At 47.2% G+C, this 23,482-nt stretch carries 21 protein-coding genes and 1 pseudogene; 16 read left to right on the top strand and 6 right to left on the bottom strand.

Annotated elements, in window-relative coordinates; genetic code table 11:
• Nucleotides 1–113 precede the first annotated feature (113 nt).
• The 6 genes from cysI to O9H85_RS18635 form a co-directional block, all read right to left on the bottom strand.
• On the bottom strand, nt 114–1,835 hold the full coding sequence (cysI, locus tag O9H85_RS18660; protein WP_269882935.1) for an assimilatory sulfite reductase (NADPH) hemoprotein subunit: 1,722 nt from the start codon (nt 1,833–1,835) through the stop codon (nt 114–116).
• A 35-nt stretch (nt 1,836–1,870) separates the two neighbouring features.
• A complete protein-coding gene (locus tag O9H85_RS18655; RefSeq protein ID WP_269882934.1) occupies nt 1,871–3,673 on the bottom strand; it encodes an assimilatory sulfite reductase (NADPH) flavoprotein subunit in 1,803 nt (600 codons plus the stop codon).
• Between the two features lie 412 nt (nt 3,674–4,085).
• Nucleotides 4,086–5,051 (bottom strand): aldo/keto reductase, encoded by a 966-nt coding sequence (locus tag O9H85_RS18650; RefSeq protein WP_269882933.1) that lies wholly within the window; start codon nt 5,049–5,051, stop codon nt 4,086–4,088.
• A 270-nt stretch (nt 5,052–5,321) separates the two neighbouring features.
• Nucleotides 5,322–5,783 carry a phage tail protein gene (locus O9H85_RS18645; RefSeq protein ID WP_269882932.1) on the bottom strand — a complete coding sequence of 154 codons (462 nt, stop codon included), beginning with the start codon at nt 5,781–5,783 and terminating at the stop codon, nt 5,322–5,324.
• Nucleotides 5,784–5,965: 182 nt separating this feature from the next.
• Complete coding sequence (locus O9H85_RS18640) at nt 5,966–6,568, bottom strand: class I SAM-dependent methyltransferase (RefSeq protein ID WP_269882931.1); 603 nt, start codon at nt 6,566–6,568, stop codon at nt 5,966–5,968.
• Nucleotides 6,569–6,824: 256 nt separating this feature from the next.
• Nucleotides 6,825–7,661, bottom strand: coding sequence for a MurR/RpiR family transcriptional regulator (locus tag O9H85_RS18635; protein WP_269882930.1), 837 nt, complete (start codon nt 7,659–7,661; stop codon nt 6,825–6,827).
• Between the two features lie 216 nt (nt 7,662–7,877).
• Here O9H85_RS18635 and O9H85_RS18630 point away from each other — a divergent pair, with 216 nt between their 5' ends.
• The 16 genes and pseudogenes from O9H85_RS18630 to O9H85_RS18555 all read left to right on the top strand — a co-directional run bounded on the left by O9H85_RS18630 (nt 7,878) and on the right by O9H85_RS18555 (nt 23,355).
• A complete protein-coding gene (locus O9H85_RS18630) occupies nt 7,878–8,630 on the top strand; it encodes a hypothetical protein (protein WP_269882929.1) in 753 nt (250 codons plus the stop codon).
• 26 nt (nt 8,631–8,656) lie between these two features.
• The gene (locus O9H85_RS18625) at nt 8,657–10,402 is read left to right on the top strand and encodes an ABC transporter ATP-binding protein (RefSeq protein WP_269882928.1); all 1,746 of its coding nucleotides are present in this window, start codon (nt 8,657–8,659) and stop codon (nt 10,400–10,402) included.
• Complete coding sequence (locus tag O9H85_RS18620; protein WP_269882927.1) at nt 10,399–11,364, top strand: energy-coupling factor transporter transmembrane component T family protein; 966 nt, start codon at nt 10,399–10,401, stop codon at nt 11,362–11,364. Before O9H85_RS18625 ends, O9H85_RS18620 begins: the two co-directional genes overlap by 4 nt.
• Nucleotides 11,365–11,468: 104 nt before the next feature.
• Entirely contained in the window at nt 11,469–11,738 is a 270-nt protein-coding gene (locus O9H85_RS18615; protein ID WP_269882926.1) for a PHP-associated domain-containing protein, read from the top strand.
• Between the two features lie 52 nt (nt 11,739–11,790).
• Complete coding sequence (locus O9H85_RS18610) at nt 11,791–12,726, top strand: aldo/keto reductase (protein ID WP_269882925.1); 936 nt, start codon at nt 11,791–11,793, stop codon at nt 12,724–12,726.
• A gap of 59 nt (nt 12,727–12,785) precedes the next feature.
• Nucleotides 12,786–13,385, top strand: coding sequence for a histidine phosphatase family protein (locus O9H85_RS18605; RefSeq protein WP_269882924.1), 600 nt, complete (start codon nt 12,786–12,788; stop codon nt 13,383–13,385).
• A gap of 343 nt (nt 13,386–13,728) precedes the next feature.
• Nucleotides 13,729–13,974 carry a hypothetical protein gene (locus tag O9H85_RS18600; protein WP_269882923.1) on the top strand — a complete coding sequence of 82 codons (246 nt, stop codon included), beginning with the start codon at nt 13,729–13,731 and terminating at the stop codon, nt 13,972–13,974.
• Entirely contained in the window at nt 13,971–14,135 is a 165-nt protein-coding gene (locus O9H85_RS18595) for a methyl-accepting chemotaxis protein (protein WP_269882922.1), read from the top strand. Before O9H85_RS18600 ends, O9H85_RS18595 begins: the two co-directional genes overlap by 4 nt.
• Before the next feature lie 435 nt (nt 14,136–14,570).
• Nucleotides 14,571–14,729 carry a hypothetical protein gene (locus O9H85_RS18590; protein ID WP_269882921.1) on the top strand — a complete coding sequence of 53 codons (159 nt, stop codon included), beginning with the start codon at nt 14,571–14,573 and terminating at the stop codon, nt 14,727–14,729.
• Between the two features lie 252 nt (nt 14,730–14,981).
• Nucleotides 14,982–16,592, top strand: a complete 1,611-nt coding sequence (locus O9H85_RS18585; RefSeq protein ID WP_269882920.1) for an ATP-binding protein — start codon at nt 14,982–14,984, stop codon at nt 16,590–16,592.
• Nucleotides 16,585–16,929: pseudogene (locus O9H85_RS37815) on the top strand (response regulator); the annotation flags it as partial. The gene O9H85_RS18585 and the pseudogene O9H85_RS37815, both read left to right, overlap by 8 nt.
• Before the next feature lie 525 nt (nt 16,930–17,454).
• Nucleotides 17,455–18,306 carry an ABC transporter ATP-binding protein gene (locus O9H85_RS18575; protein ID WP_269882918.1) on the top strand — a complete coding sequence of 284 codons (852 nt, stop codon included), beginning with the start codon at nt 17,455–17,457 and terminating at the stop codon, nt 18,304–18,306.
• On the top strand, nt 18,278–19,135 hold the full coding sequence (locus tag O9H85_RS18570; protein ID WP_269882917.1) for an ABC transporter permease: 858 nt from the start codon (nt 18,278–18,280) through the stop codon (nt 19,133–19,135). Before O9H85_RS18575 ends, O9H85_RS18570 begins: the two co-directional genes overlap by 29 nt.
• A 30-nt stretch (nt 19,136–19,165) precedes the next feature.
• Entirely contained in the window at nt 19,166–20,239 is a 1,074-nt protein-coding gene (locus O9H85_RS18565) for an ABC transporter substrate-binding protein (RefSeq protein WP_269882916.1), read from the top strand.
• Nucleotides 20,240–20,326: 87 nt separating this feature from the next.
• On the top strand, nt 20,327–21,730 hold the full coding sequence (locus tag O9H85_RS18560) for an NAD-dependent malic enzyme (RefSeq protein ID WP_269883122.1): 1,404 nt from the start codon (nt 20,327–20,329) through the stop codon (nt 21,728–21,730).
• Between the two features lie 38 nt (nt 21,731–21,768).
• Complete coding sequence (locus O9H85_RS18555; protein WP_269882915.1) at nt 21,769–23,355, top strand: methyl-accepting chemotaxis protein; 1,587 nt, start codon at nt 21,769–21,771, stop codon at nt 23,353–23,355.
• Nucleotides 23,356–23,482 lie beyond the last annotated feature (127 nt).

Raw genomic sequence — 23,482 nt, 5'->3', positions numbered from 1 at the left:
GGACATTATTTGTGTTGTAAATTATTTCCATTCCATGAAGAAGAGCTGTCTCCCCAGTAGTTACTCCCTACTTGAAAGACAGCTCACCCGCTTTGTAATATATGAATATCGCGTTACTCGTGAAAATCAAGTCCCGAATAAACTTTTTTCACGTACCCTGCGCGAATAACGAAGTCTCCGAAATGCTCGCCTTCCTCGCGTTCCTTCGCATACCGGTTCAAGATCGGCCGCAGCTCCTCAAGAATTTGCGTCTCGCCAATATTTTCGCGGTACAATTTATTCAGCCGATTTCCGGAAAAACCGCCGCCCAAATACATGTTGTATTTACCCGGGGCCTTGCCGATAAAGGATAGCTCCGCAAGCGCAGGACGAGCGCATCCGTTCGGGCAGCCGGTCATGCGGATGACAATCTCCTCTTCGCGCAATCCCGCCTCATCCAAGATGACTTCGATCTTTTCCAGCAGCGTGGGCAAATAGCGCTCCGATTCGGCCATCGCCAAGCCGCAAGTAGGCAATGCAACACAAGCCATGGAATTTCTGCGCAGCGCAGAATATTGAATTCCGTCGGTCAGCCCGTATTCCTTAATTAGCTCCTCGATTTTTTTCTTCTTCTGGCTGGACACGTTGCCTATGATAAGGTTCTGATTCGGCGTCAGACGGAAATCCCCGTTATGCACCTTGGCAATTTCCCGTAAACCGGACATCAACGGGTAGTTGTCATCGTCCTTCACCCGGCCGTTCTGAATAAAGAGGGTGAAATGCCATTTACCGTTGCTTCCCTTCACCCAACCGTAACGGTCGCCATTGTGATCGAAATGATAAGGGCGTGCTTCCTCCAGCTTCCACCCTAAGCGCTGGTGAAGTTCGTTGATAAACCATTCGATGCCGCGGTCGTCAATCGTGTACTTGAACCGGGCGTGCTTTCTTACCGAACGGTCTCCGTAATCCCTTTGGATCGTGACTGTTTTTTCGGCCACGTCGACGAGCTGCTCCGGCGAGACAAAACCGATCACCCGTGCCAGCTGCGGATACGTTTGCGGATCGCCATGCGTCATACCCATGCCTCCGCCGACCGCAACGTTGAAGCCCAGCAGCTGATCTTTCTCATGAATCGCAATGAAGCCAAGATCTTGAGAGAAGACATCTACGTCGTTGGAAGGCGGTACAGCAATGCCGATCTTGAACTTACGCGGCAAATAAACAGGTCCGTAAATCGGTTCTTGCTTTTCTCCGTCCCGGCTGTCGACAACCTTCTCTTCATTAAGCCAAATTTCATGATAGGCTCTGGTTCGCGGATCAAGATGCGCGCTCACCTTCTTGGCCCATTCATGAACCTGCCCGTGTATTTCCGAAAGGTACGGGTTCGGATTGCACATGACGTTACGATTGACGTCCCCGCATGCCGCAAGCGTGCTTAACAGCGCTTCGTTGACTTCCTTGATGAGATTTTTCATGTTCCACTTGATCACGCCGTGAAGCTGGAAGGACTGACGGGTCGTAAGACGAATTGTTCCGTTCGCATATTGCTGTGCGATGCGATCCATCATCAGCCATTGCTCCGGCGTAACGACCCCACCGGCAGCCCTCACGCGCACCATGAACTGATAGGCCGGCTCCAGCTTCTGTTTATTCCGCTCGTTGCGAAGATCACGGTCATCCTGCATATAGCTTCCGTGAAATTTCATTAACCGGTTATCGTCCTCGGGAATGGATCCCGTAATGTTGTCGTTAAGCGTGTCTGCAAGAGATCCCCGCAAGTAGTCGCTTCGCCGCTTGATCTCCTCTACATCGCTATGAGGCGCACTATTCGATGAAATTAAATTGTTTTCGCTCACTTCGCTATCTCCTCTCGCTATCCTTGAGCCTAATCTCAGTAGACATCTCGCTGATAACGTTTTTCCTGCTGCAACCGTGCCAAATATTCCGCCGCTGCTTCCGGGCTAAGTCCGCCCTCCCGCTCGATAATGGTTGCGAGAGCGGCATGAACGTCATGAGCCATCTGCTTTTCATCTCCGCACACGTAGATGCTGGCTCCTTCTTGAAGCCATTGATACAATTCCTTGCCATGTTCAAGAATTCGGTGCTGCACGTAGACCTTCTTATCCGTATCGCGTGAGAACGCTACATCCATTCGTGTCAGTACGCCTTCTTTCAGCCAACGCTGCCACTCGATCTGATAGAGGAAATCCGTGGAGAAATGGCGGTCGCCAAAAATTAACCACGTCTTGCCTTGTGCCCCGATCTCTTCCCGTTCCCCCAGGAAAGCCCGGAACGGAGCAACGCCTGTGCCGGGTCCGATCATGATAATCGGCGTATCCGGATTTTGTGAAAGCTTGAAGTTCGGGTTATGCTGTATAAATACCGGCAGCGCATCGCCCAGCTCCAAATGTTCAGCGATAAAGGTCGAGCATACGCCGTATCGGTTTCGTCCGTGTGCTTCGTACTCTACCTTTCGGACCGTGAGATGTACCTCGTCAGGGTACGCCTTCGGACTGCTGGAAATGGAATATAGACGCGGCGGAAGCTTACGAAGAATCGATACAAATGGTTTGCCGGATACTCCTTTAAGACTATAATCCTGCACCAAATCGATCAAATCCCGATTTTTGATATACGCTCTAAGCTCCTGCTCGTTTCCTGGCGCAAGCAGCTGCTGCAAGCCTTTACCCGGGAAAAGATTTGCGGCTTGCTCCAAAAGCGGCTTTGTCAATACCGTAATTTCATAATGGCTGGTCAAAGCCTCAAGCAATGGGCGCTCTTCCCCGTTTTTATTAATCGGAACAAGCTCTTCCCGTTCCCAACCCATTGCCCTGATCAGTTCATCGACAAGTCCAGAATGATTCCGGGGATAAACGCCCAAGCTGTCGCCCGGTTCATACTGGAGATTGGACCCTTCAAGTGAAATCTCGAGGTGACGGGTTTCCCGGTCCGAGCCGCGCCCGTTCAGATTCAAATTTTCAACGACGACGGCTTGAAACGGGTTCGTCCTCGAATATTCCGTTTGCGTCTCGCTCCGGACGATGGCGCCGCCGCCGTTTACCAAGGACGGGGCTGCTGAGGCCTCATTGAGAGAGGCAAGGACACGATCCATCCACTCCGCGGCAGAATCATCGAAATCCACGTCGCAGTCGACGCGTGCGGTAAGCCGTTTGCCTCCGAGCTCCTCAAGACGCTGATCAAAGTCCTTTCCCGTCTTGCAGAAAAATTCATATGAAGTGTCCCCTAAAGCCAGTACGGAAAACCTCAAACCTTCTAATTTCGGTGCTCTCTTGCTGTGCAGAAATTCATAGAAAGTCAGAGCATTATCCGGCGGTTCGCCTTCCCCGTGCGTGCTCACCAGAACAAGCAAATTTTCAACCTGCTTTAACGTATTCGGCTTGAAGTCGTTCATGGAGGAAAGCGTTGTCTGGAAACCCTGCTCCTTAAGCTTTTCAATCAGCTTCTTGGCCAGCTTCTGACTATTCCCGGTCTGGGATCCATACAGCACCGTTACCTCCTTGGATAGGACCGGTTGGTTCACAGCCGAAGCATCCGTCGGAGCTTCCATTTTGTGTAGAGCCGTTAAATAACCGCTCAGCCAAGCCTTCTGCATTTCCGTAAGCGTAGGCAGCAAGCGATTGAGAAGCTCCGTTTGCTCTTGATTAAAAGGACTGTTCGTTACCTGTAATAACAACGATATACACCTCACATCGCAAGAAATAATTCCGAGTATTCTTATTAAATTTATATTACCTTCAAACTATCACAGCTGGATCAACGAATCAACTAAAATGATTTGATTGTTTTAATTAGTTTTTCTGATAAACAAAATAGATGAGGCACGGCTTAGTCTATCTAGAGGGAACGTTGATTTCTGGAAATGAACCGCCGTTAAGTAAATACACGATTTACCGGCTGTGTATGGATTTGCATGTTTGGAGGAGGTTGCGGCGCTATGGTTTCCATGCTATAAATTGGCTGAACTCTTCAAGCATTCGGATCGAGGCATGATCTTCTTAAATTTGAAATACAAAAAGGGATCGTCCTGTTACAGGACGATCCCTTCTTGTAAGCTTTTTTATCTTCATGAATGTCTATCTATTCTTTTATGTAAATCGATTCGCTTCGGGATCGTCCGTATCAAATCCAATGGCATCTAGCACATGCCATAGCTCGGAAGGAATGGGGTAGCTAGCGAGCTCCAGAGTCTGGGCGACTCGTTCCGGCTTGGTCATGCCAACAACGGTACTCGTAACACGGGGATCACGCATGGAGAATTGAAGTGCCGCGGCGGCTAGGGGCACATCGTGCTCCTGGCAGACTTTTGCAAACGATCGCGCGCGTTCGAGCAGCAACGGCGGTGCATCGCTATAAGCATAGCGGGCGTAGGCATCCGGACCTTTGGCCAGCATGCCGCTCCCATAAGGCGCTGCGTTGATGACCGCAACGCCCAATCGACTTGCGACATCAAGCAAAGGCTCAGCAGATCGATTGAGCAGCGTGTAACGGTTATGGGTCTCAACGGCGCTAAATTCCCCCGTTTCCACATAACGAATGAGCATCTGGATCGGCCCGCCGGATATGCCAATGTGATCGATGACTCCCTGATCCTTGAAGTTTTTCAGCATCTCAAGCGGACCACCCGGTCCCATGACATTCTCAAAGGTGGTATGTTCCGGATCATGGATGTAAACATATTGCAGGCGATCCAGCCCTAAGCGAAGGAGACTTCCTTCGATGGAACGTTTGATTTGTTCACCGCTGAAGTCACCCGTCTGTAAGCAGCGGTCCGCTTTGGTAGCGAGCACAAAGCCCGATGGGAGTCCGCCGTTCTCTTTAATGACCTTGCCAATACGGCGCTCGCTCTCACCGTCGCCATAGGCCGCAGCCGTATCGAGGAAATTGATCGTGCTTGCAAAGGCGGCACGAATCGTTGCCAGCGCGTTCTCTTCCGGTGCGCTAAAGGCAAAGGTTTCAGGCATATCGCCGAGCGGTGCGCCGCCAACACAAAGCGGTGAGATAAACAGGCCAGTCCTGCCAAGCGGCCGATGGGATAGCAAAGGTTCAGACATCCAATGATCCTCGCTTTCATTTCAAAATTTGTATTGCTTTACAAATAATGAATATAATCATAGATTACCTAATCCTATCTTGTTTCGTCAAATCTTAAAAGCTTGCCGTTACTTATGATACGGTTCTCCGCACTGTCTGTAACGGCAAGTTTTTGGGCCATCCTTTTCCGGGGTGGCCCTTTCTTTTATTTCGCTTAGTTCGACTTTCGTGCCCGTTAGCGCAACTAGGCAACCAATTGATCGCTCGCAACAATTGCGCTGTTGCTTACTTTAATATTCTCCTTTAATTACAAAAAACGAGCCCCGAATTGTTCCAGCTAGTGCAGACTTCTGCCTAGCAAACTTAAACTTCCCTTCTAACTCCTGTGGTATTTCCATCCCCTCAGAAAGCTTAAAACCAACGGCCCGCTTCTTAGGGTCATCAACCGTATACATGATATTTACCGCAAGCCCGTCCTCATAAAAGACGTAGGCAAATTTAATATTTTCCACTTGAAAACGCGATGTCTCTAAAGGTTTGGCCGCAAACTCAATATCACGCTCTTTCAAAATTCGGTTCACATAATCAAGGGTCTCCTGACTTTCACTAGCTGGTACAACCGTAAATTCATGCTTGTATTTATTCATAAAGTAACGGGCTTCATTGGCACGTAAACCAGCAAGCGCTTCTACTACAGGTGAAGTCTCCAAACCAACCGTAGACACATTTTTAAAATCAACGATATAGGACATTTTCATCTCTCCTTAATCTCTTTATTTCCTAACAACATTACAAATCTTACAACTACTGTATCATAACACACTCCACAAAAAAACTTGCCGTTACTTGTGATAATATTTACCAAGTTGTCTGTAACGGCAAGTTTAAAGGCCATCCTTTACCGGTGGCCCTTTTTTGATCTCGTCTTATAAGTTTACTTTTGAGAATCAAGAATAAACATAGATGCATCATGTCCCATGAATATTTTACTTCCCGTATAAAAAGTTTTTGATTGAATATCCCTATACCCTATTTTAGTCATAATGTCAGTCAGCTCTACTTGATTAAATCCGTTATGAACCATATCTGAAACTATTTTTTCGTTTTTATTAAAATCTACGATTAGTAAATGTCCTCCTTCATTCAGAACATCAAATAATCTTGATAAAACGAATTCGACATCATGAATATGGAGGAGAACCTGAGCAATGAAAATATAGTCAGCATGTAAATCCGATAGATTTTCCTTTTCAAAATCAAAGCACAATGTATCTACATTCTGAATATTAAAATCAGAAATTTTTTGCTTTATTTGATTAATCATGTTTTGTGACGTATCCAGAAAAAGCATAGAATTAAAATCGTCTAACAAGTTCATTCCGACAAGACCAGTTCCACAACCAAAATCAATAGCATTTTTACTTTTAGCGTCAACTAAATAATTACGAATGGCATCTGATGATACCTTTGCAATTTGGATTCTTTCAGGAGTGTCATACATTTTAGCTATCATTTCAAACTTATCCGTATTTCCCATTAGTATCTCTCCTATCTACCTTAATATAAAACCTGAACACTAAAAAAACTTGCCCTTATTTATGGTACGGTTCACCTTATCGGTCATAACAGCGAAAAATGCAAATGGAGCTATTCGCGGCAGCTCCTTTTTTGTAGGAAATCTACTTCAATCGGATCAATGGCCTAGGGTACGTCCTCTATCGGCTGTGAGCTGGCAGGGGACGTTTTTTCGTTGAAGGGATGATGCAAGTAACGCAGCCGGCGATTATGGTAAGCTATTTCGGGATGACATGCGCGTACTTTTTCCGCAATGCCTGCAGCCGCTCCAGATTCGCAAGAGCCCGATGCTCGATACGGAGGCCGATGGCGATTACGAGGCTCTCGACGACAGCGGTCGGCGCCACCATCGAATGAAATTCCCACAATTGGCCGCGGCACGTGTAGAGAACGACATCGGCTTGAATGTTCAAGTCGGATACGAGCCGGTCCGTGATCACGATCGACGCGCATGGCAGCTCAGCGGCATAGTCGAGGATGACTTTGGTTTCCGGCAAAATCTTGAAAAAGCTGAACACGACAACGACATCGTCCGGCGTGAAGTTGACGAGCGATTCAAACAGCAGATGCCCGCTTTGCGGCAACGTCTGCACACGGACGCCGAATCGGTTCAGCCGGAATTGAAGCAGCGCGCCGAGTCCTTCAGAAGGGCCGGGTGCAAATACATATATGGTTTTCGCTTCAACCATCTTGTCTACGGCCAGGTCGAACTGCTCCCGCGCCAGATTGTAAGAGGTATCTTGCAAATATTCGGCAGTTCGTTCCAGCATATCGCATAGAAGATCGTCGGCCGCAATTTTGTTGAACATATTTTTCATTTTCTTGGCCGGAGTGATTGTTTCCGATTCGCGGATGCTGTGTTTAAAATCTTTCAGGTTCGCATAACCGACAGCCTGCCAAAAACGGGAGACGGAGGCGATGCTGGTCGGCACTTCGGCCGCGATGTCGCTCTCGGTCAAGTAAGGCAGCCGGTCGGCGTTTTTTTCGATAAAATCGGCAATATTTTTTTGCGTAGGGGATAAGCTGCCCAGGTCCCAGTTGAAAACGTTCGACACTACGGATCTCCTCTCTTGAACCTTGGAATACAACTATTATAATTCATTTTTTTACTAAAGAATATCTGTATGTAAAAAAAATATCACATTCATAAATATGTATGTTTATTTACATTAATTCAAAATTGCGTTGACACTGCGAAAAAACTTCCTGACTATACTGAAGATGTCTCCGTAATAGAAGCGGAGAAAATTAGTATAAGGGAGAGGAAATCATTGCACGATCTTTTGTATTCGACGGTTAAAGTGCCGATTCAAGTCTCTGCCCCCCTTTATGTCGCCATTTGGATCATGTGTCTCGGAGGATTGTTTTTAATTCGAAGACAATCGAAGAAAAAAGGCTCCAGCAGCAAATGGACGACCCAGGACATTCTTTCCCTTGCCATTATCGGCGTCATGCTGATGCTTTACAACAGCCTTATCGCCGATCGATTCATTGATCCGCTCGCCAAGTCGATCCCGGTAGTCGGCAGCTTCCTGAACTTCTGGGGCATCAAGTCGCTTCCTTACCAATTTATCCTCATCACCGGCATCGCCATTATCCGCAAGCCCGGCGTCGCCACAGGCCTGATCTTTATCAAATATTTGCTGGAACAGCTCATCTTCAGCTCGTCCGGCGTGGATCCGTTGAAATGGCCCGGATTTATCTATCAAGGATTGTTCATCGATTTGTATATTTTGGCACGCGGAGAAAAATTGCTGAATCCAAGATCGCTCGTGATTGACGCCTTCATTATCGGATTTATTAAAGATATGCCCCGTACCCAGTTTGACGATTTTATCATGGGCCCGTTCTTGGGCAGCAAAACCACAACACTTGCCAAAGATCTTCTGCAAACCGTCCATGATGCTGTAAGCCATGCCATTTATACGGCACTGTTTGTCCACCTGGGGGTCAGAGTGGCCAAATCCGTCACGCAAATGGGCGGCAGAGCTCAGATCAACGTGCCGGCGGAAACGAAAAATTGATGCAGGAACGGGAATGGGAGCTGGCGATGAATACACATAATCTTCAAATAAAAAATTTGTCGTTCAAATATCCCAACGAACAAACATACGCGTTACATAACCTGCAGTTGGACATCCCGGCTGGCCAGTTTGTACTGGTCGCCGGGCCGTCCGGATGCGGAAAGTCGACTTTGGGCTTGGCGCTGGCCGGATTGATTCCGCTTAGAATGTCCGGCATCATGGACGGCGCCGTTTACTTGGGAGAAAAAAATTTATCTCATATGGAGATTGACGAAATATCCCAGCGTGTAGGCATGGTGTTTCAAAATCCCGACAATCAGCTCATACAGTTCAAAGTGGAACTCGAAGCGGCCTTCGGCCCCGAAAATCTCAATTTGCCCCACGAAGAAATCGAACGCCGGGTTAATGAGGCGCTCCATTACACCGGATCCGACAAATACCGCAAAGCGCTAATCGAAACGCTTTCCGGCGGACAAAAGCAGCGAGTGGCGATTTCCGCCGCCTTATCCATGCGGCCGAGCGTTCTGGTTCTGGATGAACCGACATCCGACCTGGATCCGCGCGGAACGCAAGAGGTCCTTAAAGTGCTGCGGCGTCTGAACGAAGAACTCGGCATGACGATCGTCCTGATCGAACATAAAATCGATGAGGTCATTCCATGGGTAGACCGCGTGCTGCTTATGGACCAAGGCCGAATTGTCGTGGACAGCTCCCCCCGTAAGGCGTTTTGCAATACGCTGCTTTGGAACGAATTGGGCGTTTCGATTCCCGAAATGGTTCAGCTAAGCTATGCGCTGCCCAAAGTATTTGCGGGACGCGTGGCTCTGACGGCGGCTGAGGCAGCCGACGCGCTGCAGGGAACTCGGTACGCCGCCGCATTGTCTACAGCTGCATCGGTTGGAAGGCCTCGCCCGCAGACCGGAAGCGCGCTGCTTCAATGGAAAAATATCGAGTTGACTTATGGAAATAACCGCGTGCTGCAGGACTTGAATTTTGAAGTGCGGGAACATGAATGGGTAGCCGTAGCCGGGGCCAACGGCTCGGGAAAGACGTCCTTGGCCGCGCTGGCAATGGGCTTCAGCAGCGCGACGGCAGGGCAGATGATTTGCTACGACCGTCCCGTCAAAGCGGGTGATATATCCAAGCAGTCCGAGAAGATCGGCTACTTGTTCCAGTCCGCCGATCATATGTTGTTTTCACCGACCGTCATCAAAGAGCTTGGCTTCGCCAAATCTTACGGCCGCCGGACACGTTCCCGAGGCCAGTATTCCGAAGAACAACTGGCGGAGCTTATTGATTTGTCCGATCGGCTCGAGCATAATCCTTACCAATTAAGTCATGGCCAAAGGCAGCGGCTCGCTCTTGCGTCGCTTCTGACTTCGGCTCCAAAGACATTAATCCTGGATGAGCCTACTACCGGACAGGATGAAGGACACGCGAGCGCTTTCCTTGAATTTTTGAATGCATTGCGTGAAACACAAGGACTTACCTATCTCATGATCTCGCACGATATGCGCGCTGTGGCCAAATATGCCGACCGCTTAGCTGTGCTCGATAATGGACGAATTGTTCTGAACGACCGCCCGGAGAGGGTGTTTGCCCATGTGGACCGATTGGCGGAATGCCAAGTGGTTCCGCCGCCGATCGCTCATCTTCATGGATTGCTGACCGGCGGGAACACCGGCTGGGTGTCGCTGAATATAGAACAATTTCTGAAGGCTGCAGGAGCTACGTTATCAGTCGATCCGGAAAAGGAAGTGGCCTTCACATGACCGACTTACTCTTTCATACGTTGATCGGACAAACGATAATCGGATATTTTCTGATGTTCACGATTCCGGCGCTCATTCCCATATCCTTCTACAAATTGGTAGGGCTCAAAGGGCTTCGCAATGCGCTTACTTTCGAGCCTAAGGATACGATCATCCACCGCCTTGATCCGCGTCTCAAGGTTGTGTATCCGGCCATTATGGGAACTCTATCGGTATTTCTTAGCTGGAACTGGGTCTATGCCTTGCTGCTTTTTTGCATCGTCCCTTGGATCATGTTAAAGCCTTCCCGGACACGGCTGCGCTTTCTGCTCGTCATGACTGTTGTACCCGCCCTTGGCGAAGTGTGGTCGCAGGGGATTGTGTACAACTTTGACAATCAGTATTTGTTCCGTTTCCCTTGGACGCTTAGTTGGACCGGAGTGAACGGGTTGTCTGTTCAAGGGCTTGAATACGGCTTGCAGCAGGCGGGACGATTTCTGATTACAGTGCTGTCTTCGCTTCTGCTGGTTTTTACAACAGAGCCCTCCGACATTATTTGGGCTTGCATGAAATTGAAGTTGCCCGTCAAATTGGGTTTCGCCCTCTCTGCCGGACTGCGCTTCATGCCGCTTATGTTTGAACGGTTAAGTATATTGCTGCAAGCGATGGAAGTTAGAGGCTACGATTTCAGCCGCCCCGATCGCTGGTGGAATTTTAGAGAATGGGCGGACTATTTCAAACGCGTGATCGTCGCTTTGCCTCTTATCACTGTTCCTTTGCTGATTAACTCCTTGCGCGGAACCCATATTATGGCCATGGTTGCCGATGCCCGCGCGTTCGGAGCACATCCATACCGAGGATCGTTCAAAAACCATGAACATACATGGGAAGACAGAGCCGCTTTGGGGTATTACGCCTTTTTAATCGCCGGGGTATGCTTACTATTATCACTAGGCATCGGTTTACGCAGCAACTACGGATGATCCCATATCGAAAAGGAGCTCACACATGAACATTGATTTACATACACACGTGAAATTTACGAGTAAGGAACGGAAGTGATCTGTACGCCTATGGCATCGAACAGATGAAGCAGGAGGTTGGCGAATTTGCCTCCAAGCTGGGCAAACCTGTCGTCACGGGAAGCGATTCGCACCATCCGCTGCAATATGGATGTGTATATAATACATTTGCGCAAGATTGCCTAACGATCAATGAATTGAAGCAAGCTATCCTTTCAGGGAGCTATACCATTCATATTTCCGACAGCTTGCCATTAAGAGTGAAGGCAGCCAAAGCTATCAAAAAAGTGCTGAAAGAAAATTTACAAATGTCTTTACAAACAGTTTCCTTATAACTTGTCGAACGGGAAACAGCTTTGCAGACAACTAAGAAGGAGCTGACCAACCGTGAAATATCGGATGCTGGGAAAAACAAAATTAAAGGTTTCCATTGTTGGAGTAGGAACGTGGCAATTTGGCGGAGCATGGGGCAAAGACTTTACTCAAGATGAAGTGAATGCAATTCTCGATAAAGCCGCGGACCTGGGCATTAATCTGCTTGACACTGCGGAATGTTATGGCCACCATCTATCCGAGAGCTTTATCGGAAACTATATGGAGAGCCGCAGAAACCGAACAAATTGGATTGTCGCTACCAAATTCGGCCATAATCACTTGGACAAGAAGAATCCTTCCAAAAATTATTGGTCGGCGGAAGAAGTCCAGAACCAATTGGAGGAGTCCCTAAAAGCTCTCAAAACCGATTATGTAGACTTATATCAATTCCACTCGGGACCGAATGAAGTGTTCGATAATGACGACTTGTGGACGATGCTGGATAAACAAGTTCAGGCAGGCAAAGTCAGAAACCTGGCAATTTCCATAAATAAAGACGGCAAGGATAATTTGCATCAGACGGACTCCGCTTCGAATATCAACGCAAAAGCAATCCAAGTCGTCTACAATCGTCTCGATCAAAGGGCGGAAAGCGAAGTATTCCCTTCTTGTCAACGTCAAGATCTCGGAGTGCTTGCCCGTGTCCCGCTCGCTAGCGGTTACTTGAGCGGAAAGTATAGGCCGGATGCGGTTTTCCCGGAAAACGACGTCCGTTCCAGGCATGACAAGGAAGAAACGGCGCTTAAGCTTAAGCAAGTTGAGGAAATTCTGCGCAATGAGGTGCCTCAAGGCGCCAGCATGGCGGAATGGGCGCTGGCATGGTGTTTTAAGCATCCGGCCGTAACCTGCGTCATTCCCGGCAGCAAGAGTCCGGAACAGATTGAAATCAATGCAAAAGCAGCCTCCTTTGATTTTATAAACGATAGTCATCCGCAAGCATGGAAATAACGATCAATGCACGTCCAAGAGCAGCTTGTCCACACAACATAAACAGAGGAGACTGTATCATGTCGGTGAAATCGATCACCTTTGTTCGTCACGGTAATACGGACTGGAACAACGAGAAACGGTCACAGGGCCATCTCAATAATCCGCTTAGCGTCTATGGGAGGGAGCAGGCGCAACTTGTAGCGCTTCGTCTAGCTGAGGAGCGCTGGGATGTGCTGTTTTCCAGTGACTTGCTGCGGGCGAGAGAGACAGCGGAGGCGATCTCTGCGAAAACCGTTCCTATCAACGGATATGACGTCAGACTGAGGGAAATCGATCGCGGTAAGCTACAAGGAACGACTGAGGCGGAAAGAATTGCGATATGGGGAGAGGGCTGGAAAGAGCTCGATTGGGGCGAGGAAAGCGCCGAATCCGTACGTGCGCGAGTCCTTCACTTCATCGACGATATGATGCGCTTGTATCCGGGTAAACGCATCTTAGTCGTTAGCCATGGTTTTCTCATGGGACAGGCGCTGAAGGGACTCCTCAAAGATGAATCTACTGGCGATCAACTAGGAAACACATCCGTAACGACAGTAGTTTGCAATAACGGTCAATGGGAATACGAATTATATAACTGTCAACGGCATTTGAGCCACGATTTGCGCGGTCCCTTTTGACCGCGAACATTTCCCCCCTGCACCACGTCGCTCATTTAGAACCCAAAGACGGGCACGATGATAAACATTCACATCCGATATTCCCTCAAAATCCGCTTCTGCAGCCGTTTTAGTTTCCGTGGAACAATGATGAAAAACGGCTCTGTTCGCATATTTTGCGACAGGGCCGTTTTTTGGATTTCTCTGGATATCGTTGCTTTAACCAATAGTCCGGGAAAAACGATCGATATCGGATACGTCGGTTATAAGATACAGGAAGGCGATCCGATACATACAGCAATCGGCGCGCCTTTTAATAGGGGTCTACATTCCCTTATTCCATGATTCCGGCGATGTGATGGGATTGATCGGATTGGGATTTAGCAAGGAAATCCAGTTTGAATTATCCACCATCGCCAAAAGTATTGTAGCTGCCTTTGAACAAATCGGAACCGAGGCGAGTCATGTTGCTCAATCGGCCCAAGAAGTCGCAAGGACCCACCAATTGGTGGCGGGCTCTTCAGAACTAGCGGTGAAACATGCCCAGTCGGCTAGGAATATTACGAATTTTATCAAAGAGGGTCCGAACAATCGAATCTGCTCGGATTGAATGCGGCCATCGAGGCGGCCGATGCCAAAGAATACGCCAGAGGGTTTACCGTGGTGGCCCAAGAAATACGCAAACTGTCGGCGAAAAGCCGGGAAGCGGTCGTTGACATTGAGACCACCCTCGCAACGATGGTCGCGTCGTTCAGCAAAATCCAACAATAAATAAGCACTTATTAGCTGAAGATGTCCGGAAAACGACCTATAGAAATGAAGAACGGCTCTTTCGCAACATGATGCGAAACAGAGCCGTTTTTGTGCTTTTTCCCACGGAAGTATATTCGGCTTGATATTGCTGCAATTTGTAATGATGGAACTATCACTTTGAATCAATTGCATTGAAAATGTCCTTGTTGATTTTTTTAGTAATCATCTTGATCTCCGTCGTACTTCTACTGTTTATCATATCAAAAAATATATTATTAATATCCTTTTTATAAGATACCTTAAAAAATTACTTTTCGCCTCACTTATGATACGGTTCACCGTATCACTCTAAGGGCGAAATTTTCGTCACCGCGACGCAAATGTTTTCCTACACAAACGTCAAGTAATTTGTAAAGTTAACTGGTATAATAAGATAATACTGGAGGGAATCTTATGGATCCATTTTTAAAGGCATTAAACGAAGTAATTCAATCATGGGCGGAACTTTCTAAGGAATGGGAGCTTATTGAACCTGACTATTCAGATGAGTTATCGGAAGGCTACCCCTTCAACAAAGACTTTAATGAAATTGTACACGAATTAATTGAATGAAGAGAGAAGATACGCAACATTGTTAAGGCCCAGGAATAATAGAATCAAAAGATACCGTCATTACAATTTCGACGGTACCTTTTGATTTTACTTTTATTGAGAAGCATAAATCTATTGAAAAGTCAAAGTGATGTGTGGAATCTTATCCAAAAGTCGACTTGCATTTCGAGGGATAACGCTTACAATATGAATGTATCGAGGCGACAAACTGAACTTGAAATCTATCGACGAGAATGAAAGGAGTGTGAACTTATGAAATTGAAAAAGCCGCTGACGCTCAGGCTGAAAATTAATCTGCTCGTTTTTTTAAATATTACTTTTGTATTATTTTTGGTTTTATCTGCATTCATATACATTATCGTTGAAAGGAAGTTCAGCGAAACTAGCGATCACGCACTTTTTCTGGCAAGGACAGTAGCAACATTGCCGCAAGTAGATGAAGCATTCCAGGCACCGGATCCTTCTGCCATCATTCAGCCTCTTGCGGAAAGGTTTCGCCAAAACACACAGGCGGAATTTGTTGTAGTGGCGAATATGAACTTGATTCGATATAGCCATCCTAACCCGGAGGAAATAGGCAAGCCGTTGGATGGGGAAGATAGCTTCAACGATAAAAATGTGCTTCAAGGGCAAGAAATACGCGCTACGGCAGTTGGCAGTCTGGGACTTACAGTCAGAGCAAAAACCCCTATATACGATTCCAATCATCGCCAGATCGGATTAGTATCTGTCGGCTTTCTTGCTCAAGACATATGGAAGCAAATTTATGAGGTCGTCATCAAAATTGCTGGAATCGGCATAGGGGCTCTCATTTTCGGGCTTGTCGGGGCTTATCTTTTATCCGGCCATATTAAAAGACAAATCTTTAATATGGAGCCTAGCGAAATCGCGTATATCAGTCAAGAGCAGTCCGCCATTTTGGATTCCATCCGGGAAGGGATTATCGCTGTCAATAGCGAGGGGGAAATTACCACCTGTAACATGGAAGCCAAAAAAATACTGGGAATGGAAAAAATGGACTTTAAAGGGAAAACCATCACCTCGATTCTCCCTACATCCCGCTTAATGGAGGTGCTTCAAAACGGAGTCATTCAGAGGGATGAGCCCATGATTATAGGGAATACTCTTGTTATTACCAATCGAGTGCCGGTTTATGTACAGGGCAAAGAAATAGGCGCTGTCGCTTCTTTTCGCGATAAGCTGCAACTGGACAAAATCGATCGGCATCTTGCCGACATAGGGCAATTCGTGGATTCTTTGCGAAGCCAGCGTCATGAGTTTATGAACAAGCTGCATTTGATATCGGGTTTAATCAAACTGAAGGAATACGACATGGTAAACGAGTTAATCGGGCAAGTCAACGAGGAGCAGCAAGGGGTCATGAAATATTTTCTAAGCAGAATTCATGATCCGGCGGTCGTAGGGGTGCTCGTCGGAAAAATGCATCGGGCTAAGGAGCTGAACATCCAACTGACAGTCGACTCAGAATCGGTCATTCTGGATCCATGCCCGCACAGGGAAATCGTGATTACACTGTTGGGAAATGCGATTGAAAATGCTCTTGAAGCCATATCAAGAAATAACAGCAGCACCGCACCAAGAAAAATAGAGGTTATTCTCAGCTATGAACCTGATCGTCTCTCTATTTCCGTGCAGGATACGGGGCCGGGAATCGATCCCAGATTGGGAGACGATATTTTTAGGGATGGAGTCACTACAAAAGGGGACGGACGAGGGTTCGGGTTGGCGCTGCTTTCCCGGCTGGTGTCCAACGTTAGAGGCGATTTGTCGATCGTCAGCACTCCTGCCGGAGCCACATTAAAAGCTGATTTACCGATTCAGGGAGGGGAAAACGATGACTAATTCTCCTGTGTGCGTTCTAATTATTGACGATGACTTTATGATTGCCAGAATGCATGGCAAATATATCGAATCGGAGGAAGGGTACGATTTGGCCGGCATCGCATTAAATGGGGAGCAGGCTCTTTCCATGATCGACGAGAAGAAACCCGATCTTCTGCTGCTCGATGTTTATATGCCCGATTGCTCCGGGATCGAACTGCTGCGCACGATTCGAACACAGCAAATGCGCTGCGATATTATTCTCATCACAGCCGCCAAAGAACTTGAAATCGTGGAAGAAGGATTCCGGCTAGGAATTTTTGATTATTTAGTGAAACCATTTGATTTGGAGCACCTTAGAAACACGCTTACCAAATACATGCAATTCAGAAATCGACTATCTTCTGCAGGACAAATCAATCAAGAAATTGTAAATGATTTAAAGAATCTCCGCGTTTCCCGTACGCAGCCGCAACAATTTCATAAAGGAATCGATGACAAAACATTGAATCGAATTAAGAAGTATTTGATCGACGCAAAAAATTTTCAAACGGTGGATGAAATCGCACTGCGTGCGGGAGTGAGTAAAACTACAGTGCGGAATTATATCAATTATCTTCTCGATGAAGAAATTGTCGAGGAACTGCTGCAATACGGTACAATCGGCCGTCCCCAAAAATTATATCGTCTGAGAAAATAACCAATTGTTTCACATCGCTCCGGCCGTACAAGGTCGGGGTTTTTCCTTGCGATGTAATTATCGTGTAAAGTGTGTTTATTGTTTTTAAATGACTTAATGTCAAAATATTTAATTTTTCTTGGAGTATTGTATACTTCGTTTGTAAGCGCTGTTGAAGATTAAAAACAGAAATGAGGGAATCATATGGGTGCACTGGAGCAAAAGGTTTATACCCCCATGACACACTCCACTCCAGCCATGATGGAATTGCAGGGAGTAACGAAGGAGTTTATAAAGCCATCGGGAGAGATTCATACCGTTCTGCGGAATATTAACATAAGGATCCCTAAAGGCGAATTCGTATCGATCGTTGGGCCCACAGGCTGTGGAAAATCTACTACGTTAAGCTTAATCGCCGGATTTGAGGCGCCGTCCATGGGCCAAGTTCTTATTTCGGGCGAAAAATTGGAGGGGGTTAATTCGCGTGCGGCATGCGTTTTCCAAACCGAGAACGCTTTCCCGTGGAAAACCGTGATTGACAACGTTTCGTTAGGATTGCGCTTAAGAGGGGTGAAAAAAGCGGATGCGTATGACGAAGCCAGGAAATGGATCACTCGGGTGGGGTTAAAAGGGTTCGAAGGACATTATCCATCCCAGCTGTCGGGCGGAATGAGAAAGAGGGTTGCTCTAGCACAATGCTTGATCGTGCAGCCGGAAATTCTTCTCATGGACGAATCGTTCTCCGCTTTGGACGTCCATACTCGTCATTTAATGGAAGATGAGCTGCTGCGGATTTGGGAGGAAACGTCGGCTTCCGTATTTTTTATCACGCATGATCTGGAAGAGGCCATTTCCTTAAGCGATCGGGTAATTGTTCTTACTGCCGGACCAGGTGCTACGATCAAAGGGGATTATCGGATTGATTTGCCAAGACCGCGGAACGTGTCTGAAATTCGGTTTGATCCCGCATTTATGAAGCTCCACGAACAAATTTGGAACGATCTAAGAAACGAGGTCATGATCAGCTATGCAAGCGCAAACAAAACCAACCATTAATTCATCGCATGCCGAAGTTTTAGCGCGAAGAACTGAGATGCGCACCAAGAGGCTGAAACGCAAATTCCGTGATTTAAGTTTGCAGATCATCGTGTTTATCATCGTGGTCGGGACTTGGCAAGTATTGGCCAACCAAAAAATTATCGATCCTTTCTTCTTCTCAAGTCCATTCGATATCGTGAAACATATTGTACAATGGGCTGTGCATGGAACGAGTCAGGGACCTCTTTATATCCACTTCGTTTATACGTTCGAGGAAACGATTCTCTCGTTCTTACTGGGGGGGGTTGCCGGCATCCTGTTCGGCTATGCTTTGGGCGTGAACGATCTCTTATCCGTTATTTTAGGACCGTATATCAAGATGTTGAATGCAATTCCGCGCGTAGTTCTGGTTCCAATCTTCATCTTGTGGTTCGGTTTGGGCATGTCGTCGAAAGTTGCTTCCGGATTTGTGCTCACTTTCTTCATCGTATTTTTCAACGCTTTCCAAGGCGTGAGAGAAGTGGATCGCAACTTATTGAACAACGCTCGCTTGCTTGGGGCAAGCAAGCGTCAACTGGCGCAGCATGTCATCATTCCTTCTGCTCTGACCTGGATTTTATCCAGTTTGCATTCGAGCTTTGGTTTCGCTTTAATCGGTGCAGTAGTGGGAGAATTCATCGGCGCCACTCAAGGACTTGGCTATCTAATCGCTCAAGCGCAAGGATCGTTTGATACTACGGGGGTCTTTGCCGGAATGGTCATCCTTTCCATCACAGCTTTGGCTGCCGATTGGGCAGTTTCCAAACTGGAAAAACGGTTTATCGCTTGGCGAAACATTCGCCAATGATGATAAAAAAACTAAGGGAGGAAATAACAAATGAAAAGAAACATTAGTCTGGGAGTTGCCGGCGCAACTATGCTGGCTCTGCTTGTAACAGGTTGCGCGCAAACGGCACAAAAAACGGCGCCAAGCCAAAGCACCGGGAACACGCAGCCTGCTGCAGCATCTCAAGGAACGCCCAGAGTTGCGATTATGGTCGGCGGATTGGAGAAAATCATCTACCTTCCTTATATGTTGGCGGAGAATCTTGGCTACTATAAAGAAGCGGGCGTTACGGTAACATTAGTTGAGGAGAGCGCCGGTCAAGATGCGGAAGTGGCATTGCTTGCCGGACAGGTTGACGGCGCAGGCGGATTTTACGATCACACCTTGGACTTGCAGACAAAGGGCAAATACGTAGAGTCTGTAGTTACGATGGCGGACGTTCCCGGCGAACAACTTATGGTATCTAACAGATTAAAAGACAAAGTGAAAACTTTGGCTGACTTGAAAGGGCTCACGATCGGTGTAACCGGGTTGGGATCTTCAACCAACATGTTGGCCAGCTATAATGTGGTAAAAGGCGGCAACAAAGAAAGCGATTACAAGCCGCTGCCTGTTGGCGCCGGCCAAACGTTGATCGCATCGATGCAAAATAATCGCATCGATGCGGCTGTAACGAGCGAGCCGACCGCTTCCTTGCTCAAGAACAAAAATCTGGCGTTCACTTTCGTAGATATGAATTCGAAGGATGGAACACAGCAAGCACTCGGCGGAAAATATGCGTCCACCAGTCTTTATATGACGACAGATTATGTAAAAGCGCATCCGGACGTAGTGCAAAAATTGGCTAATGCCTACGTGAAGACTTTGAAATGGATGAGCACGCATACTCCGGAAGAAATCGCAGACAAGATGCCGGAAGAGTACTTGGCTGGGGACAAGGCTCTGTATATTCAAGCGCTCAAAGGACAACTGCCCATGTTTACAACTGACGGTAAAATGCCGCAAGGCGACCCGGAAAACGTGCAAAAGATTCTTTCCGCTTTCAAACCGGACATTAAAAGTGTAAAACTTGATCAAACCTATACGAATGAGTTTGTCGATAAAGCAAACGCGGATTCCAAGTAAAGCGATGTAGAGGAAAAGAAGATCAGGTTCATTTTAAGGAACTTGATCTTCTTTTTTCAAAATCCTCCGAGGACAGGACAGGTAACTATGGCACAAACAAGTATCATTTTGCGGGTTGAGTTAATTCATGACAAGGTTACTTTCGGCGATGTTGCTGCTCTAATAAGCAAGTCCGGCGGCGATATAACCTCGATCGACGTCATTCGTCCGGGCAAAGAATCGTCCGTAAGAGATATTACCGTCGATGTAACGGAGTCGGCCGAAGGGCCGATCGTAGATTCGTTGAAACAACATGAGGGAATCAACGTAATCAATGTTTCGGATCGCACGTTTCTTGTTCATCTGGGTGGGAAAATTGAAATTAACCCGCGTTTACCCATTAAGAATCGCGATGATTTGTCTCGGGTTTATACGCCGGGAGTGGCGCGGATTTGCAAAGCGATTCACGAACAGCCGGAAAAGGCATTCTCTTTAAGCATTAAACGAAATACGGTGGCAGTTATTTCCGATGGAACGGCCGTACTTGGACTCGGCGATATTGGGCCGCATGCGGCTGCACCCGTAATGGAAGGAAAGGCGATGCTTTTCAAGCAGCTCGCCGGTGTCGATGCCTTCCCCATTTGTCTGGACACCAAAGATACAGAAGAAATCATTCGTACCATTAAAACGATCAGCCCTATGTTCGGCGGTATTAATTTGGAAGATATCAGCTCACCGCGTTGTTTTGAAATTGAGACAAGACTTATAAACGAACTGGACATTCCTGTGTTTCACGACGACCAGCACGGTACGGCTGTTGTGGTGGTTGCAGGACTTCTCAATGCCCTCAAAGTAGTGAATAAGAACATCGCATCCATTCGTGTGGTTGTTAATGGAATAGGTGCAGCAGGCGTATCGATTTGCAAAATGTTGCTCAATGCCGGAGTCACTCGCTTGGTTCCGATAGACCGCGATGGAGCCATAGTCAGGGGCGGGTCGTATTCGCAGCCCATGTGGCAATGGCTTGCCAAACAGCCGCAAGTGGAAGCAAACGAGGGAACCTTACATGATTTGGTTCAAGGTGCGGATGTGTTCATAGGCGTCTCGCGCGGAGGCGTGCTAGGCGTAGAGGCGGTAAAACAAATGGCTCCGGACCGTATCGTATTCGCAATGGCGAACCCGAATCCGGAAGTCGATCCGGATGAAGCATTGCCGCACGTACGGGTACTTGCGACGGGGCGCAGCGACTATCCGAATCAAATCAATAATGTGCTCGTATTTCCAGGCATCTTCAGGGGAGCTCTTGACTGCCGGGCGCGGCAAATCAACGAGCCGATGAAGCTAGCCGCTGCAAGGGCGATAGCATCGGTTGTATCCGAGTCCGAACTTAACGAAAACTATATCATTCCAAGTATTTTCAACGAACAAGTTGTACTTAAAGTGCGCCATGCTGTCATAGAAGCTGCGATACTTACAGGCTCTGCGCGCAGAATCCCCAAAGATTTTCGGTGAAATATAGTAACTGCGGCCTCGAGAGGGGGGGAGCATAAATGAGATTGGGGTTCATGCAAAAAATATTGCTGGCATTTACCGCGTTGATGTTCATTATTGCCATTCTCATTGTTTCCAATTTGAATGTTTCAGTCAAAGCTCGAAACAACATGACCGTATTGCGCAACTCGGATTTGCAAATTGAGCAATTAAGCCAGCAAGCCTACCAGAGCTTTATTAAGATGGACGAACATGCGAACGAATGGGTTGGTCTTGGAGTAGGGAGTGATAGATTCGGCGACCAGCAGCTGTACAACGACACTTTCAATCAGGCGCAAATTGGACAATTGGAAGTGGATTCGGCATTGGCCAAATTGCAAACGATAGTCGGCACGAATCAGGAACCGATCGTACAACAAGCGATGCAGAATGCACAAGCATACAAAACTTATTTTCAACAAGTGCAAACTTTAAATGAAATAGACCATAAGATTGCTGAGCAAATCCAATTTGTCGATAGTAGAAAAGCAAGCAATGCTTTAACAAACAGTCTGGATCAATTGAAACAAAATGCGGAAACCCGGTTCAACCAACACGCAGACCAGATTCTATCCATCGCCAAAGCGAATGACTTGCAAATGATAGTTGAAGGAATTGCGGCTGTTTTGTTGGGGGCATTACTAACGTTGTGGGTTTGGATATCGACAAGACCTATTGGCATAATTGCCAAACAAGCGCATGCCATCGCAAGCGGCGACCTGACGGTCGAAAGCATCGTTGTGAGCAGCAAAGATGAAATTGGTCAGTTGGCCGCTTCTTTTGGTCATATGACAATGAACTTAAAAACGGTATTGGGGCATATTTCAAATTATTCCAGGCAGATTGCCAGCTTCTCGCAGCAATTTGCTTTAAGCGCCGAGAATGCGACACATGATACGCTGCAGATTTCAAACGCTTTGCAAGCAATTGCCAAAGGGTCGGAACATCAGGTTCGAAGTATGATGGAAACAGAAAACGCCATGAAGGAAGTGTCTGTCGGGAGCCAGCGTGTCGCCGAACATGCCTTAGATGTGTCGGGGTCGTCTGTGGAAACTTTAACGCAAGCGCAAAACGGTTCGACAGCTATTCAAAGTATAATTTCCGGCATGCATGGCATTAACGATTCCGTAGGGAAGGTTGACGAAACAATTGTAAACCTGGTATCGCATTCGCAAAATATCGGTCAACTTATAGGAATGATAAAACATTTAGCTGTGCAGACAAATCTATTGGCGTTGAATGCGTCTATTGAAGCGGCCAGGACCGGGGAACATGGGAAAGGATTTGCCGTCGTTGCAGCTGAAGTAAGAAAATTATCGGCACAAACTGCGGAATTCACCGAGAAAATTACCGAGTTGATAGATCAGGTGGATACCGTTATTCAAATTGCGGCGGAAGCAATGCGAGAAGCTATGCATGAAGTGGAATCCGGGATTGCTTCGGTTAACCATGCAGGGCAGGCTTTTCATGAAATCGTGAGGTCGGCGGAAGGAGTTTCCATCGACATTCGGGAAGTGGCTGTTCGCCGCCTAAATATATGTCGGGAAAAAGTCATGGTTTCGCCATTCGGTTTGGCGGAGCCAAACCGAATATACTGCCGACAATAGCCTAATCCCTTCTGTACAATGACGGAGGATTAGGCTATTCTTGTGGATAAAAAGAAAATGCCCCCGACCTTTGGCGAGGCACTCGGGAGCATACAATAACGTTCTGTGAATAAAATACTATCTTTTG

It is taken from the genome of Paenibacillus gyeongsangnamensis, from assembly GCF_027533625.1.
Taxonomy (GTDB): Bacteria; Bacillota; Bacilli; order Paenibacillales; family NBRC-103111; genus Paenibacillus_G; species Paenibacillus_G gyeongsangnamensis.
The sequence above is the reverse complement of the archived record's forward strand: the minus strand, read 5'-3'. Positions and strand labels throughout refer to the sequence as shown.